Here is a 14,588-nt window from a genome sequence, read left to right on the forward strand (position 1 = left end):
CCAGCGCCGCTGCGCCTGCGTGATTGCGTCTGTGCTTGTGCGTCAGGCCGCCCCCGCTCCGCGCACGCGCGCCCAGAGTCGCCATCCGGCGGCGCCGAGCACCGCCGCCCACAGCGGCGACAGCGCCGCCAGGCCCGCGCTGCCCTGGAAGTAAGCCGTCGCCAGCGCGCTGGCGAGCGCCAGCAGCTGTGCCGCCTGCACCCGGCGGGCGCTGAGGGGCTCGCCGGTGTCGTCGGCCGTGCTTTTGATGTCCGCCTGGGCACGGATCACCGGGACGAGTGCCGCGGTCAGCACCAGCGCCGCCAGCACGGCCGCCGGGTCGGGCGCCGGCCCCGGGCCTTCGGGCATGACGACGATGACCACGGCGGCGGCGATCATGGCGGCCCCGATGCCGGTGATGAGCCGCCGCCGGCTCGGCGGCGACAGAATGCCGTCCAGCAGCACCGCGACGCCGGCGGCGGCCAGATAGACGGGCTGCGCCGGCAGGGAGACCAGCACGGCCAGCACCACCAGCAAGCCCAGATCCAGCACCGTCGCCGGGATGCCGGTGGTGCGGTTCACCACGCGCATGGCCAGCAGCACGAGGAAGAGCGCGCCGAGGTCCGGCAGCCCCACCGCCAGCAGTCCGGGCAGGGTGAGGGCGGCGCCGAGCAGGGCGGCGTCGCTCTGGTCCGGGTCCAGCTCCCGGGCGAGTGCCCAGGCCAGAAAGCAGGCCAGCGCGGCCACCGCCGCAGCGCCGAGCGCCGCGAGCCAGCTGCCGGTGTAGAGCCCGAGCATCGGCCAGGCCACCACCAGCACGGCGGCGCTGAGAGCCAGGATGTGGCGGTTGCCGGCGTAGTTGGTATCGACGGGGCGCGCCAGGCCCGAGAGGCGTCGCAGGTTCATGGTTGCAGCTTGCTGCCGTCAGTGGGTGGCGCATAGGTCGCGTTGGCTTGGGCAGACTTCCAGGGCCGAGGGCGCGCCGATGGTCCAGCCGGCCCAGCAAGCAGAGGGTGTACGGGCACAGCGGCGTCGGCCCCGGGCACGCCTCAGCGCGGGCGCTCGATCACCAGGCGCGAGTCCACCTCGCGCACGCCGGGCAGGTTGGCCGCCAGGCCCTCCGCCACATTGCGCTCTGCAGAGGAGGTGACGGCCCCGCTCAGGATGGCCGTGCCGTCGCGGGCCTCCACCTCGATGCTGTGGGCGTTCACCGTGGTGTCGAACTGAAGCAGCCGCCGCAGCCGGCTCGCGATCCAGGCGTCCGCGCGCTCCGCGTCGGCGAGCTGCGCCTGCTGCTCGCGAATCGCCGGGATGTTGGCGGGGTCGACGCTGATGTAGTTGAACACCGCGTCCACGCCCTCGGTGGTGGCGGCGAGGGCGGCGACGCGGTCCTTGGTGCCGGTGGTGCCCACCTGGCCGTTGAGGCGCACTTCGCCCCGGTTCACCTCCAGCTCGATGCCGAGGCCGGCGGTGTCCTTCTGCCAGTCGAGGGTCTGCCGGAGCCGGGTGGCGATGGTGGCGTCCTCGTCCGCGCCGAACAGCGGCCCCGGCGTGTCCGGCAGCTCGGCGTCCAGACCCAGGGCGTTGTCGATCTCGGCGCCGTCCGCCACCAGGACCGCCAGCGCCTGCGCCAGCTGCTGCTCTGCGGCGTCGGCGACGCTGCCTTCCAGGCGCAGGCCGGTGTCGCTCGGGCGCACCTGGATCGCGTAGCCGCTCAGGATGGGGTTCAGGTCGATGAGGGTCTGCGCCCTGGTCGCGGCGCCGGATGCGGCCACCGCTGCGGCGCATTGTAAGACCAGGGCCGCCGCGAGCGCGTGGGTGGTGCAGCGGCGCAGGCGGTGCGCGAGCGTCCTCGGATGCGACATGCTGTGCTCCTTCGGGTTGGGGCCGTGCCCGCGGCGTCCGCGTGTGCGTGCCAGCGGGCAGGGCATCTTTCAGGCTGCTGATGAGGCGCTGGTATGGCAGGCAGCCGCGTTGGTGCGTCCCCGGGGCCGCCGGGCTCCACTCGGCGCCGCGGCCAGAGCCAGCCCCTGGGGCGAGCCCCTGGGGGCGCCGAGTTTCACTCGGCGCCGCGGCCAGACCCAGCCCCTGGGGCCGCCGAGTTTCACTCGGCGCCGCACCCAGCCCCGGCCCCTGGGGGCGCCGAGTTTCACTCGGCGCGATGGTCTCAGCCAGGCCATGGGTGCTGAGACGTGAGGACCCCGGGGAGGGTGGAGGCGGATCGGGCCGACTGGAAGTCGGCGGCCCCAGGCGGGCCGACTGGAAGTCGGCGGCCCCAGGTGGGCCGACTGGACGTCGGTGGCCCCGGGGGCAGGGCGCGCCTGATCCCGATCCGGTCCGCGATCGTGCGACCATGGTCGCATGCATTGGCGCTGAGCAGGATGCGGCTTGCCCGCGGCCCACATGACCACGCAACCCCCAAATGCCGGCACGCAGGCCACGGCGGATGCCGAGCCCCTCTGGCAGCTCGTGCCCATCGCCGATTACCGTCTGCCGCAGACACCGGCGGCGGGCGCGGCGCGGGCGCGCTGGGCCTCGCTGCGGCGGCTGTTTGCGCCCCGGCGGAAGGCGCCTGAGGCGCCCGCCCGCACCGAGGCGGACCTGCGCGGGCTCACGCCGCAGCGCCTGGACGCCCTGGCCGGGCCGGTGGACTGGACTGCCGGCGCCGCGGCGCTGGACCAGCAGCTCGGGGAGGATGCCGACGGCGTCTGGCTCCTCATCGGCCCGCCGCACAGCGGGCATGGGGCGCTGTTGCATGCCTGGGCGGCCGGGCGGGGCGCGCAACCCATCGAGCCGCCCGGGGATGACGCGATCCTGAGCGGGGATCGGGCCTGGCTCGATGCCTGGCCGCGGGACGCGCGCCCGTGGCTGCTGCCGCGGCTGGAGCAGTGCTGGCTGCGCCATGCCGCGGGTCTGGCCCTGGTGCGCGCGCTGCTGACGCAGGCCCAGGCGGGCCGGCTTGGCCACGGCATCATCGGCTGCGACAGCTGGGCCTGGGCCTATCTGCGCCAGGTCGCTGCGCTGCCCACGCGCCGCGTGCTCACGCTTCAGGCCTGCGACGGCGAGGGTCTGGCGACGCTGTTCCGCGCGCTGGTGGCCGCCCACGTGCGCCGCCCGCTGCGCTTTCGCCACGCCCACAGCGGCAAGCCGGTGCTGGTGGTGGATGGCGCCGAGGACGCCGCCGGTGCCACCGAGCTGCAATACCTGGCCGCCCGCTGTCGCGGCAATGCGGGACTCGCCCGGGCGCTCTGGCGCTCGCGCCTGCGTGCCGAGCCGGACGCCGACGGCGAGGACGCGGGCACGGGCACCGCGGACGACGGCACCAGCATCTGGGTGGCGGCGGCGACGGAGCCGAGCCTCGCCGCCGGTCCGGATGAGACAGTCGCCCTGGTGCTGCACGCGCTGCTGCTGCACAACGGCCTGCCCGGGCCGCTGCTGGCCGAGCTGCTGCCGCTGCCGGCCTTCCGAGTGGAGGGCGTACTGCAGCGGCTCGCCGCCGCCGGGGCCATTGCCGAGGCCCCTGCCGGGGACTGGCGCCTCACCGCGGCGGGCTATGCACCGGCGCGTGACCTGCTCAAGGCCCAGGGCTTCCTGCTGGACGACTTCTGAGGGCACGGCATGGACCGGGATATCGCGAGCCTCTTCAAGCACCTCGACACCAGCGCCCTGCTCGACCTGGCGCTCATCCTGGCGGCGGCCACGGCGCTCATTGTGCTGCTCCAGAAGACCCTGCCCTGGCTTGCCAACCGGCTGCGCGGGCGCCGCCGGCACTGGCTGCTCGCCATGGTGCCGCTGCTGCGGCTCATCATCATTGTCGGCGCCTTTCTGCTGGCGCTGCCGAAGGTCATTGAGCCGTCGTTCCAGAACATGGTGGCGGTGCTGGGCTCGCTGGGCCTGGCGCTGGGCTTCGCCCTCAAGGACTACGCCAGCAGCCTGGTGGCGGGCATCGTCGCGGTGGGCGAGGCCCCTTACCGCAACGGCGACTGGGTGGAGATCGACGGCGTCTACGGCGAGGTGACCCACGTCGGCGTGCGTGCCCTGCAGCTGGTCACACCCGACGACAACCTTGTGACCATCCCGCACCAGAAGCTCTGGGACGAGGCCATCAGCAATGCCAACAACGGCCAACCGCAGCTCCAGTGCGTTGCGGACTTCCACCTGCATCCCGAGCACGACGGCGCCCGGGTGCGTGCGGCGCTCTACGACGTGGCGCTGACCAGCCCCTACCTGGCCTTCGAACAGCCCATTGCGGTGGTGGCCCAGGAGCAGCCCTGGGGCACCCGCTACCGGCTGCGGGCCTATCCCATCGACGCCCGCCAGCAGTTCCGCTTCACCACCGACCTGACCCTGCGCGGCAAGGCCGAGCTGCTGCGGCTCGGCGCGGCCTTCGCCGCCGCGTCTCCCGCCCCGGACCCGTCACCGCCGCCGAGCTGACCCGGCGGCGCGGCGGCCGGGGCCGCAACCGCCGTCTTGGAATGCTCCACCGCCTTCGCGCTATGCTTGGGCTTTCGCTGTCGTGGGGGAGCGCCTGACCCTGCGCCGGTGACCCGCCTCATGCCCGCCGGGAGGCCATCTTGGATATCGCCGAGCTCCTCGCCTTCAGTGTCAAGAACAAGGCCTCGGACCTGCACCTGTCCGCCGGCCTGCCGCCCATGATTCGCGTGGACGGCGACATGCGCCGCATCAACGTGCCGCCGCTTGAGCATCGCACGGTGCATTCGCTGATCTACGACATCATGAACGACAAGCAGCGCAAGGACTACGAGGAGTTCCTGGAGACGGACTTCTCGTTCGAGATCCCGGGTGTCGCCCGCTTCCGCGTCAACGCCTACAACCAGAAGCGCGGCGCCGCGGCGGTGTTCCGCACCATCCCGTCCAAGGTGCTGACGCTGGAGGAGCTGAACGCCCCGGAGATCTTCCGCGACATCGTGGATGTGCCGCGCGGGCTGGTGCTGGTGACAGGCCCCACCGGCTCCGGCAAGTCGACCACGCTGGCGGCGATGATCGACTACATGAACGACAACCACTACTCGCACATCCTCACCATCGAGGACCCCATCGAGTTTGTGCACAGCAGCAAGAAGTGCCTCATCAACCAGCGCGAGGTGCACAAGGACACGCTCGGCTTCAGCGAGGCCCTGCGCTCGGCCCTGCGCCAGGACCCGGACATCATCCTGGTGGGCGAGATGCGCGACCTGGAGACGATTCGCCTCGCGCTGACCGCCGCCGAGACGGGCCACCTGGTGTTCGGCACCCTGCACACCAGCTCCGCCGCCAAGACCATCGACCGCATCGTCGACGTCTTTCCGGCCGCCGAGAAGACCATGGTGCGGTCCATGCTGTCCGAGTCCCTGCGCTCGGTGATCTCGCAGACGCTGCTCAAGAAGATCAGCGGCGGGCGCGTCGCCGCGCACGAGATCATGATCGGCACCCCGGCCATCCGCAATCTCATCCGCGAGGACAAGGTGGCGCAGATGTATTCCGCCATCCAGACCGGCCAGGCCAGCGGTATGCAGACCCTGGACCAGAACCTGACGGAATTGGTCAAGCGCGGCCTGGTGACCAAGGCCGATGCGCGGGTCAAGGCCCAAAGCAAGGAAACCTTCCTCTAGCCCCGGACGCCGCGGCGGCTCGCAGCCGCTGCGGCCTGGGTCCTCCGCATCGCCGGCATCCCATCGCCCTGCACAGCCTGTACCGATCTGCCATGGACCTGAAGAACCTGCTCAATATGATGAATGACGAACGGGGCTCGGACCTGTTCATCACCGCGGGCCGGCCGCCGAGCATCAAGATCGACGGTGTCATCCGGCCCGTGGGCACTGAAGCGCTGACGCCGGAGCAGACCATGCAGGCCGCCCAGGAGCTGATGACGGGCAAGCAGCTGCAGGAGTTCGACGCAACCAACGAGTGCCAGTTCGCCATCAACGCGCGCGGCGCCGGGCGCTTCCGCGTCAGCGCCTTCAAGCAGCGCAACCAGGCGGGGCTGGTGCTGCGGCGCATCGAGACGCGCATCCCCACCATCGAGGAGCTGCGGCTGCCGTCCATCCTGCGCGATCTCGGCATGCACAAGCGCGGCATCGTCATCTTCGTGGGTGGCACCGGCACGGGTAAGTCCACCTCGCTCGCAGCGCTCATCGGTTACCGCAACCGCATGACCACGGGCCACATCATCACCATCGAGGACCCCATCGAGTACGTCCACGAGCATGACGGCTGCATCATCACCCAGCGCGAGGTGGGCGTGGACACGGCCTCCTTCGAGGTGGCCCTGCGCAACACCCTGCGTCAGGCCCCGGACGTGATCCTGATCGGCGAGATCCGCACCAAGGAGACCATGGAATACGCCATGGCCTTCGCCGAGACGGGCCACCTGGTGTTCGCCACGCTGCACGCCAACAATGCCAACCAGGCGCTGGACCGCATCATCAACTTCTTCCCGGACGAGGCGCAGCGCCAGCTCTTCATGGACCTGTCGCTGAACCTGCGCGCCATCGTCGCGCAGCAGCTCCTGCCGCACAAAAGCGGGCGTGGCCGTCGCGCCGTGGTGGAGATCCTCATCAACACGCCATTGGTGGCAGACCTCATCCGCAAGGGCGAGGTGCACAAGCTCAAGGAGATCATGGCCAAGTCCAACGAGCAGGGCATGAACACCTTCGACCAGGCGTTGTTCCAACTGTTGGAGGCAGGCGAGATCAGCTACGAGGAGGCCATCAGGCACGCGGACTCCGCCAATGAGCTGCGGCTCATGGTCAAGCTCAAGGGCTCCCAGCACCTCTCCCAGAGCCTCGCCGACAGCGCCGACAAGATCTCGCTGGTGAGCGATGACCCCGAGGAGGAGAGCACCTTCATCGACGGCACCACCCAGGCTCCCCCCACCGAGTCACCACAGAGCGGCACCGCCCGGCCGCAGCACCAGCCGCCGCCGAAGGACCAGAAGCTGAAGCTGTGAGTGGCTGCGCGCATGGGCGCCTGCTGCGCGCAGGCGCCGGTTGCGGCCCGCCGCCACCGTGCTGCGGAGTAAAGACCCCGATTGGCGTGGGCCTCCGCCAGGCGCAGCATCAACACTGGCCCACAGAAAGGCGTGATCGACCATGCAGGTGGAGATGCTCGTCAATACGCAGCGGCGCCGATGCGCCGCCCTCGCGGCTGTTCTGGTGCTGAGCTTGCTCATGGCCCTATCGCTGCGTGTCGTCGCCGCCCCCGAAGCCAGTGTGGCCGAGGTCGAATCCAACATCGTCGCGCACACCAATGCCTTTCGGCGCGGTCAGAATCTGGCGCCACTGACGGTGGACCCGCACCTCAAGCGTGCCGCCGCCGACTTCGCGGCCTTCATGGCGCGCACCGGCGAGTACGGTCACGGCGCCGGCGGCACCACCCCCGCCCAGCGCGCCGAGCGCGCCGGCTATGCCTACTGCGTCATCGCCGAGAACATCGGGTTTCAGTACAGCAGCGCCGGCTTCACCACCGATGCCCTCACCGCCGGCTTCATGCAGGGCTGGCGGGAGTCGCCCGGGCACCGGCGCAACATGCTGAAAGCGGGCCTCACGGAGATCGGCGTCGGCGTCGCCCAGAGCGCCGCCAGCGGCCGCTGGTATGCGGTCCAGCTTTTCGGCCGCCCGGAATCCCGGCGCGAAAGCTTCAGCATCCGCAATGCCACGGAGCGACCGGTGACCTACCGGCTCGGCGACGCGCAATACGAGCTCGCACCCCGCACCATCCGCACCCACAGCACCTGCACGCCCGCCACACTGCGCCTGCGCTCGCCGCAGGGGCTCCGCGGCACCAGCCTGGAGCCGGAAGACGGCGCGGCCCTGCGCATCGAGGCCGGTGACGATGGCCGGCTGCGGCTGCGCGGGCGATAAAAAAAAGCCCGGCCCCGGGGCCCGACGGGAAGTCGGGCTCCGGGGTCGGGCTCGGGGGCCGGGCTCCGGGGCCGGGCTCTGGGGCCGGGCTCTGGGGCCGGGCTCTGGGGCCGGGCAGCGTCGGCAGCGGCGGTGCGTTGGCCGGGATCAGTCCCCGGCTGGCGTCACCAGGTTTGTACGCTCAACGCTGCCTGGGGCGCCGCGGCTCACCAGCGGCGGCCGCCGCCACCGCCGCGCGGGCGGTCGCTCTTCGGCTTGGCCTGGTTCACGGTGATGTTGCGGCCCTTGTAGTCGGTGCCGTTCAGGGCCTTGATGGCGGCGTCCGCCTCGGCGTTGTTGCCCATCTCGACGAAGCCGAAGCCCTTGGATTCACCGCTGAACTTGTCGGTGATCAGGTTGACCTGGTCGACGCTGCCGTACTGGGTGAAGGTCTCACGCAGATCGCTGTCGGTGACGCTGTAGGGAAGGTTGCCAACGTAGATGTTCATGGAGTGGTCTCGCGAAAAGTGATGCTTGGGTTGACGTTGCCGCAACCGCGTTGGCGCGTGCCCGCGACCGGTCCGCTGGTGGGCCGGGCGCGCGCGCCGACGCAGGCGCGGACCGCGGCCGGCCGCCCGCTCGGGTCATGAGGCGGGGTGCCGGCGGCGGCGCGAGGAGACAGGGAGCTACGGATCTCGGGGGGAGCAGGCGGGCTTGCTTGTGCTGACGGCCTGACCCGTTATTGGGGTTGGGCGCCGCGCAATGGGCCGAACGGTCTCGTCGAAACTGGCAGATGCCTTGTGCCGGGCGGCCCTGGTCGGGCGGCGCCGGCGTATCCTCAGGGCGCACGATAGCAGGTTTCGGACTTGGGGGAAGGTCTTTTTGCCCGGGCGGTGCCAATACCCTGTGTGACTCGACCATCTCATTGACCGCGGATGAGGTGGCTGGCGCGGGGGGCCGACTGGGAGTCGGCCGCCCGCAGCGCAAAATGCCCGTGTCCCCAACAGTGGGGGTGGACACGTGCCCCCAGGCTCCGCAAGCTATGGGCCACACCGGGCGGCGGTCGCCGGCCGGCAGGTCGCAGGTCAGGAGCTTCGATGATGAGCGATTCCACCGCGGACACCCACAGCGGGGCGGTCCGGCCGCCGGCATGATGTCCCAGCTGGTCGGGCTGCTCGGGCGCTTCGCGCTGTTCTGGGGCATCTGGTGGCTGCTGACGGACGGCCGCGCGGATGGCCTGGTGCTGGGCGCGGGCTTCGCCGCTGCGGCGGCGCTGATGCCGCGGGTCATCGCCGACCCGCAGCAGGCGCCCGCCGCTGCTGCAGCGCCGCGGGCGCTGCTGCCGACGGTGCTGCGGGGGCTGCTGCTGCTGCCGTTCTTCCTCTGGCAGTCGCTGTACGGCGGTGTCGATGTGGCGCTGCGGGCGCTCAAGCCGCGGATGCCGCTCAAGCCCGCGGTCTTCGACTACCGGCTGCGGTTGCCGCCCGGTCCCGCACCGGTCATGCTGGCAAGCCTGGTGAGCCTGATGCCGGGCACGCTGGCGATGGTGAGCGGTGCGCGGCTGCGGGTGCACGTGCTCGATGCGACGCGGGATTACCTAGACGAGCTGCAACTGCTGGAGGCGCAGGTGGCCTGGATCTACGCCGTGGCGCTTCAGCCCACACCCACACCCCTATCCGCGCAAGGCCTCTGGCAGCAGGAACTGGAGCAGGACGCATGAGCGCGCTGTATCTGGCGCTCGCCGTATTTCTGCTGCTGAACCTCGCCGCCGGCCTGTGGCGGGTGCGCCATGGGCCTACGGCGGCGGACCGCATGCTGGCGGCGCAGCTCTTCGGCACCACCTCGGCCGCAATTTTGCTGCTGCTGGCGGAGGCGCTCGGCCTGCCCGCCCTGCGGGACGTGGCCCTGGTGCTGGCGCTGCTGGCGGTGATCGCCGTCATCGCCTTCACCGCGAGCGTAAAGACAGCGACACCGGATCGGGACCGCCGTGATGATTGACAGCCTCTCCATTGCACTGCTGCTGGTGGGGGCAGGGTTCTTCTTCGCCGGCACCGTCGGGCTGCTGCGTTTCCCGGACGTCTACACCCGGCTGCACGCGCTGACCAAGGCGGACAACCTGGGCTTCGGGCTGGTCGTGCTCGGGCTCATGCTGCGCGCGGAGTCCGCGGCGGACGCGGGCAAGCTGCTGGTGATCTGGCTCCTGGTGCTCACGGCGTCCGGCGCCGCGAGTCAGCTGGTGGCGAGCTGGGCGCGGGCGCGACGGATCACGCCATGGCAGGGCTGAGCCTGCTCGATTGGGCGCTGGACGGCCTGCTGGCGCTGCTGCTGCTGTGGCTCGCCTGGCGGGCGCTGGCCAGTCCCGAGCTGTTCCGGGCCGTGGTGCTCTTCATCGCCTTCGGCCTGGTGCTGGCCCTGGTCTGGGCGCGGCTCTATGCGGTGGATGTGGCGCTCGCCGAGATGGCCATCGGCGCCGGCGTCACCGGTGCGCTCCTGCTGGCGGCGCTGGTGCGCCTGGAGCCGCCCATCGGCCGCGGCCGGCAGGACGCCCGCGACGGCGAGGTGTACGACCATGACTGAGCCGCAGCACAGGCCGGGCAGCGGGCGCCAGCCGGCGTCCGACGGCGCAGCGGCGTCCGGCACGTCGCGCGCCCCTGAGGCCCTGCCCCCCTTGGCACGGGTGCTGCTGGCGCTGGCGCTGCTGGGGCTCTTCGGCGGCCTGGCGGCGGCGGTGCTGTCCCTGGCGCAGCCGGCGCCGGGGCTGGCGGCGGCCGTTGCCGAGCGCCTCGACGAGAGCGGCGTCTCGCACCCGGTGACGGCGGTGCTCCTGAATTTCCGCGGCTACGACACGCTGCTGGAGCTGGTGGTGCTGGTGCTCGCGCTCATGGGCACCTGGTCCGTCGGCCGCGCGCGGGGCTGCGCCGGTAACGCGCCCGGGCCGCTGCTGCGCCAGCTGCCTGGTCTGCTGGCGCCGCTGATGGTGCTGGTGGCGGGCTATCTGCTCTGGGTCGGCGCCCATGCACCGGGCGGGGCCTTTCAGGCGGGCTCCCTGCTGGGCGGCGTCGGCATCCTGCTGTGCCTGAGCGGGCGCACCCTGCCGCCCTGGGCGCAACGGCCGTCGCTGCGCGTGCTGGCGGTGCTGGGGGTGGCCGTGTTCACGCTGCTCGGCACCGTCGCCGCCCTGCTGCCCGGCGGTGCGCCGCTGGACTGGCCGCCGGCGCAGGCGAAGACGCTGATCCTGACCATCGAGCTTGCGGCCATGCTCTCCATCGGCGTCATCCTGGCGGCGCTCTTCACCGGGGGGCGGCCGTGACGCAGCCGGTGTTCTGGGGGCTGGTGGGCATGGCGCTGGTGGTCATGGGGCTCTATGCGCTTATCGTCCACGCCCATCTGCTGCGCAAGGTGCTGGCGCTCAACATCATGAGCAGCGGCGTCTTTCTCGTGTTCATTGGGCTCGCCCGGCGCGCCCCCGGCGAGGGCACGCCGCCGGCGGCGGACCCGGTGCCCCAGGCCATGGTGCTGACGGGCATCGTCGTCGCCGTCGCCGCCACCGGCCTGGCGCTGGCGCTCATCGTGCGGCTGCGCGCGCTCACCGGGCGCACCACCCTGGGCGACGAGGGTGGTCACTGAGTGATGCCGCTTCAGCTCCTCGGGCCGGGCGGGCTCGGCCCCGACTTGCTGCTGGCCGCGGTCTTCCTGCCGCTGGCGGCTGCGCTGGTCTGCTTCCTGCTGCCGCGGCTGGCCGCAACCCTGGGCCTCATCTCCGCCCTGCTCACTGCGGCTGCGACCCTCGCGCTGATGCTCGGCGTCCTGGCGGGCGGCGGGATGGAGGTGCAGCTGGGCGGCTGGCAGGCACCGCTGGGCATCCGCTGGCGGTCCGATGGCCTGAGCGCCGCGCTGATGGCGATGACGGCGGTGGTGGGTGCCATGGTCAGCCTGTACGCCGCGGCCTATTTTCGTCATACGGCGTATGAGCGCACCTACTTCTGGCCGATCTGGCTCGTGCTCTGGGCGGCGCTGAACGCGCTCTTCCTGTCCGCCGACCTGTTCAACCTCTATGTGACGCTGGAGCTGCTGGGCTTTGCGGCCGTGAGCCTGACGGCGCTGGGCGGCGGGGCCGCAGCGCTCACGGGTGCCATCCGCTACCTGCTGGTGAGCGTGCTCGGGTCCCTGGCGTACCTGCTCGGCGTGGCGCTGGTCTACCACGGCTGCGGCACGGTGGACATTGCCCTGGTGGCTGCCTGTGTCCCGGATGCCCCGCGCCCGGCGCTCAAGGTGGCGGTGGCGGCGATGATCGCCGGCCTGCTGCTCAAGACTGCGCTCTTTCCCTTCCATGTCTGGCTGCCGCCGGCGCACGGCAGCGCGCCGGCGCCGGTGAGCGCGGTGCTCTCGGCGCTGGTGGTGAAGGCGTCGTTCTATCTGGTGCTGCGGCTGTGGCTGGATGTGCTCGGTGGCGGCGACGGGGACGGCAGCGGGCGCTGGCTTGCGGAGCTGCTGGGCGTGCTGGGTGCGGCCGCGGTGATCTGGGGCTCGGTGCTGGCGCTGCGCCAGGCGCGGCTCAAGCTGCTCATCGCCTATTCCACAGTGGCGCAGATCGGCTACCTGTTCATGGCCTTTCCGCTGGCGGTGGCGGGCGGTGCCGCGGCCTGGACCGGCGCGCTCTACCTGGCGCTCGCGCATGGCCTCGCCAAGGCGGCGATGTTCCTCTCCGCCGGGAGCCTGCTGCGCTTCGGCGGGCACGACCGCATCGCCGAGCTGGACAGCGCCGTGCACCGGCTGCCGCTCACACTCACGGCCTTTGCGCTGGCGGGGGTCAGCATCATGGGGCTGCCGCCGAGCGGCGGCTTCATCGGCAAGTGGCTGCTGCTGGAGGCGGCCTTCCAGCAGGGGCGCTTCGTGCTCGCGGCGGTGATCCTGCTGGGCGGCGTGCTGGCGGCGGCCTATGTGTTCAAGGTCGTCGGCCACGCCTTCACGCCGGCCGAGCGTGAGCGCCGCCTGCGCTCGGTGCCGCCGGGCATGGAGTGGAGCGCGCTGCTGCTGGCGCTGGCGGCCATTGTCCTGGGGCTGACGTTGCCGCTCATCTCGCCGCTGCTGCAGGTGGGCACCGACGCCGCGGTGGCGCCCCCGGTGTCGGCCGCCGTGGCGCTCACCGCCGGGGGCGCTGTATGAGCCCCCTGTTCGACCCCCGGCTGCCCGCCGATGCCCTGCTGCCCCTGCTGGTGCTCGCAAGCTCGCTGCTGCCGGGGCTGGTGATCTTCTTCCTGGGCGAGGCGCGGGTGCGCACCCGCACAGCCCTGAACCTGGGTGGGGCCTTCCTGAAGCTGGGGTTTGTCGCCTGGATGGTCTGGGGCGTCTACCACGGCCAGCGCTACGAGCTGCGCTTGCCGCTGTTGGACGACCTGGAGCTGACGCTGCGGGTGGGGGCGCTGTCGCTGCTGTTCCTGGTGCTGTCCGCGGGGCTCTGGCTGCTCACCACCCTGTATGCGGTGGGCTATCTGGAGCAGTCGCCGCACCGCTCGCGCTTCTTCGGCTTCTTCAGCCTCTGCGTCACCGCCACCGTGGGCGTGGCCATGGCGGGCAACCTGCTGACCTTCCTCTTGTTCTTCGAGATGCTCACGCTCACCACCTATCCGCTGGTGGTGCACCGGGGCACCGAGGCGGCACGCCAGGCCGGCATTGTCTATCTCACCCACACCATGCTCGCCGGGGCGCTGCTGCTGGCGGGCACCGTCTGGCTCTACACCCTGGCCGGCACCCTCACCTTCGCGCCGCGGGGCTTCGTCAGCGACATCGCGGACAGCCATCCGGGGGCACTGACGGCGATCTTTGCGCTGCTGATCGGCGGCGTCGGGGTCAAGGCGGCGCTGGTGCCGCTGCACGGCTGGCTGCCGCGGGCCATGGTGGCGCCGGCACCGGTGAGCGCCCTCCTGCATGCGGTGGCCGTGGTCAAGGCCGGGGCCTTCGGCGTGGTGCTCATCGTCTACGACGTCTTCGGCGTGGAGCAGGCCGCGGAGCTCGGGCTCACCGGCCCGCTCGCCCTCATCGCCGCCGTGACCATCATCTACGGCTCCGTGCGTGCGCTGTTCCAGGACGACCTGAAGCGCCGCCTCGCCTTCTCCACGGTCAGCCAGGTGTCCTACATCGTGCTCGGCGTGGCCATCGTCGGCCCGCTCGCGAGCGTCGGCGGCATCGTGCACCTGGTGCACCAGGGCATCATGAAGATCACCCTGTTCTTCTGCGCCGGCAACCTGGCGGAGACCCTGGGCATCCACAAGGTCAGCGAGATGAACGGCGTCGGGCGGCGCATGCCCGCCACCATGGCGGCCTTCACCATCGCGGCGCTCGGCATGATCGGCGTGCCGCCCATCGCGGGCTTCATCAGCAAATGGTACCTGGGCCTGGGGGCCTTGGAGGCCGGGGTGCACTGGCCGCTGTACGTGCTCACCGCGAGCAGCCTGCTGAACGCGGCCTATTTCCTGCCCATCCTGCACCGGGCATGGTTCGGCGAGCCCGCGGGCGCCTGGGCGGAGCGCCCGGTCGCAGCCGCGGCCGGTGACGAGTCGGGCACGGCCGCCGCCGGTGCACGGTCGCTGCGCCTGGAGACCGGCCTGCTGCTGCTGTTGCCGCCGCTGGTGACGGCGGCGCTGTCGCTGCTCGTCGGTCTGCTGGCCTCCATGCCCTTCTCGGCGCTGGAATGGTCCCTGCTGATCGCGGAGCGGGAGTTCCACTATCCATGATCCGGCTGGTCCATGAGCAGGGGGCGGCCATGAG

Annotated in this window: 16 protein-coding genes; 13 read left to right on the plus strand and 3 right to left on the minus strand. The window is 71.5% G+C overall.

What is annotated here, in order from left to right; translation table 11 throughout:
* Positions 1 to 42: 42 nt before the first annotated feature.
* Both QZ607_RS07855 and QZ607_RS07860 read right to left on the minus strand, forming a co-directional pair.
* Positions 43 to 885: a hypothetical protein gene (locus QZ607_RS07855; RefSeq protein WP_295881559.1), complete on the minus strand. Its 843-nt coding sequence runs from the start codon at positions 883 to 885 to the stop codon at positions 43 to 45.
* A 143-nt stretch (positions 886 to 1,028) separates the two neighbouring features.
* The gene (locus tag QZ607_RS07860) at positions 1,029 to 1,844 is read right to left on the minus strand and encodes a BON domain-containing protein (RefSeq protein ID WP_295881564.1); all 816 of its coding nucleotides are present in this window, start codon (positions 1,842 to 1,844) and stop codon (positions 1,029 to 1,031) included.
* A 538-nt stretch (positions 1,845 to 2,382) separates the two neighbouring features.
* Between QZ607_RS07860 and QZ607_RS07865 the strand changes: the two genes are divergently transcribed.
* The 5 genes from QZ607_RS07865 to QZ607_RS07885 all read left to right on the plus strand — a co-directional run bounded on the left by QZ607_RS07865 (position 2,383) and on the right by QZ607_RS07885 (position 7,841).
* Entirely contained in the window at positions 2,383 to 3,588 is a 1,206-nt protein-coding gene (locus QZ607_RS07865; protein WP_295881566.1) for a hypothetical protein, read from the plus strand.
* Positions 3,589 to 3,597: 9 nt separating this feature from the next.
* On the plus strand, positions 3,598 to 4,413 hold the full coding sequence (locus tag QZ607_RS07870; protein WP_295881568.1) for a mechanosensitive ion channel domain-containing protein: 816 nt from the start codon (positions 3,598 to 3,600) through the stop codon (positions 4,411 to 4,413).
* A gap of 140 nt (positions 4,414 to 4,553) precedes the next feature.
* Positions 4,554 to 5,591, plus strand: a complete 1,038-nt coding sequence (locus QZ607_RS07875; protein WP_295881570.1) for a type IV pilus twitching motility protein PilT — start codon at positions 4,554 to 4,556, stop codon at positions 5,589 to 5,591.
* 92 nt (positions 5,592 to 5,683) lie between these two features.
* A complete protein-coding gene (locus QZ607_RS07880) occupies positions 5,684 to 6,928 on the plus strand; it encodes a PilT/PilU family type 4a pilus ATPase (RefSeq protein WP_295881571.1) in 1,245 nt (414 codons plus the stop codon).
* A 220-nt stretch (positions 6,929 to 7,148) separates the two neighbouring features.
* A complete protein-coding gene (locus QZ607_RS07885) occupies positions 7,149 to 7,841 on the plus strand; it encodes a CAP domain-containing protein (RefSeq protein ID WP_295881573.1) in 693 nt (230 codons plus the stop codon).
* Positions 7,842 to 8,047: 206 nt separating this feature from the next.
* Here QZ607_RS07885 and QZ607_RS07890 read toward each other — a convergent pair whose 3' ends face one another.
* Positions 8,048 to 8,329 (minus strand): RNA-binding protein, encoded by a 282-nt coding sequence (locus QZ607_RS07890; protein ID WP_295881575.1) that lies wholly within the window; start codon positions 8,327 to 8,329, stop codon positions 8,048 to 8,050.
* Positions 8,330 to 8,973: 644 nt separating this feature from the next.
* On the opposite strand from QZ607_RS07890, the gene QZ607_RS07895 reads away from it, so the two are divergent.
* Genes QZ607_RS07895 through QZ607_RS07930 form a run of 8 tightly spaced genes read left to right on the plus strand, consistent with a single transcriptional unit; the run spans position 8,974 to position 14,554 of the window.
* On the plus strand, positions 8,974 to 9,540 hold the full coding sequence (locus QZ607_RS07895; protein ID WP_295881577.1) for a Na+/H+ antiporter subunit E: 567 nt from the start codon (positions 8,974 to 8,976) through the stop codon (positions 9,538 to 9,540).
* Positions 9,537 to 9,818: a monovalent cation/H+ antiporter complex subunit F gene (locus QZ607_RS07900; RefSeq protein WP_295881580.1), complete on the plus strand. Its 282-nt coding sequence runs from the start codon at positions 9,537 to 9,539 to the stop codon at positions 9,816 to 9,818. The genes QZ607_RS07895 and QZ607_RS07900 overlap by 4 nt, the downstream gene beginning before the upstream one ends.
* The gene (gene mnhG / locus QZ607_RS07905; RefSeq protein ID WP_295881582.1) at positions 9,808 to 10,104 is read left to right on the plus strand and encodes a monovalent cation/H(+) antiporter subunit G; all 297 of its coding nucleotides are present in this window, start codon (positions 9,808 to 9,810) and stop codon (positions 10,102 to 10,104) included. Before QZ607_RS07900 ends, mnhG begins: the two co-directional genes overlap by 11 nt.
* Complete coding sequence (locus QZ607_RS07910; RefSeq protein ID WP_367268167.1) at positions 10,092 to 10,397, plus strand: Na(+)/H(+) antiporter subunit B; 306 nt, start codon at positions 10,092 to 10,094, stop codon at positions 10,395 to 10,397. The genes mnhG and QZ607_RS07910 overlap by 13 nt, the downstream gene beginning before the upstream one ends.
* Complete coding sequence (locus tag QZ607_RS07915; protein WP_295881583.1) at positions 10,390 to 11,130, plus strand: MnhB domain-containing protein; 741 nt, start codon at positions 10,390 to 10,392, stop codon at positions 11,128 to 11,130. Before QZ607_RS07910 ends, QZ607_RS07915 begins: the two co-directional genes overlap by 8 nt.
* A 29-nt stretch (positions 11,131 to 11,159) precedes the next feature.
* Positions 11,160 to 11,447, plus strand: coding sequence for a sodium:proton antiporter (locus QZ607_RS07920; protein WP_295881653.1), 288 nt, complete (start codon positions 11,160 to 11,162; stop codon positions 11,445 to 11,447).
* Positions 11,448 to 11,450: 3 nt separating this feature from the next.
* A complete protein-coding gene (locus tag QZ607_RS07925; protein WP_295881586.1) occupies positions 11,451 to 12,986 on the plus strand; it encodes a proton-conducting transporter membrane subunit in 1,536 nt (511 codons plus the stop codon).
* The gene (locus QZ607_RS07930) at positions 12,983 to 14,554 is read left to right on the plus strand and encodes a proton-conducting transporter membrane subunit (RefSeq protein ID WP_295881589.1); all 1,572 of its coding nucleotides are present in this window, start codon (positions 12,983 to 12,985) and stop codon (positions 14,552 to 14,554) included. The genes QZ607_RS07925 and QZ607_RS07930 overlap by 4 nt, the downstream gene beginning before the upstream one ends.
* Positions 14,555 to 14,588: the final 34 nt, after the last annotated feature.

The organism is uncultured Thiohalocapsa sp., assembly GCF_913063425.1.
Classification (GTDB): domain Bacteria; phylum Pseudomonadota; class Gammaproteobacteria; order Chromatiales; family Chromatiaceae; genus Thiohalocapsa.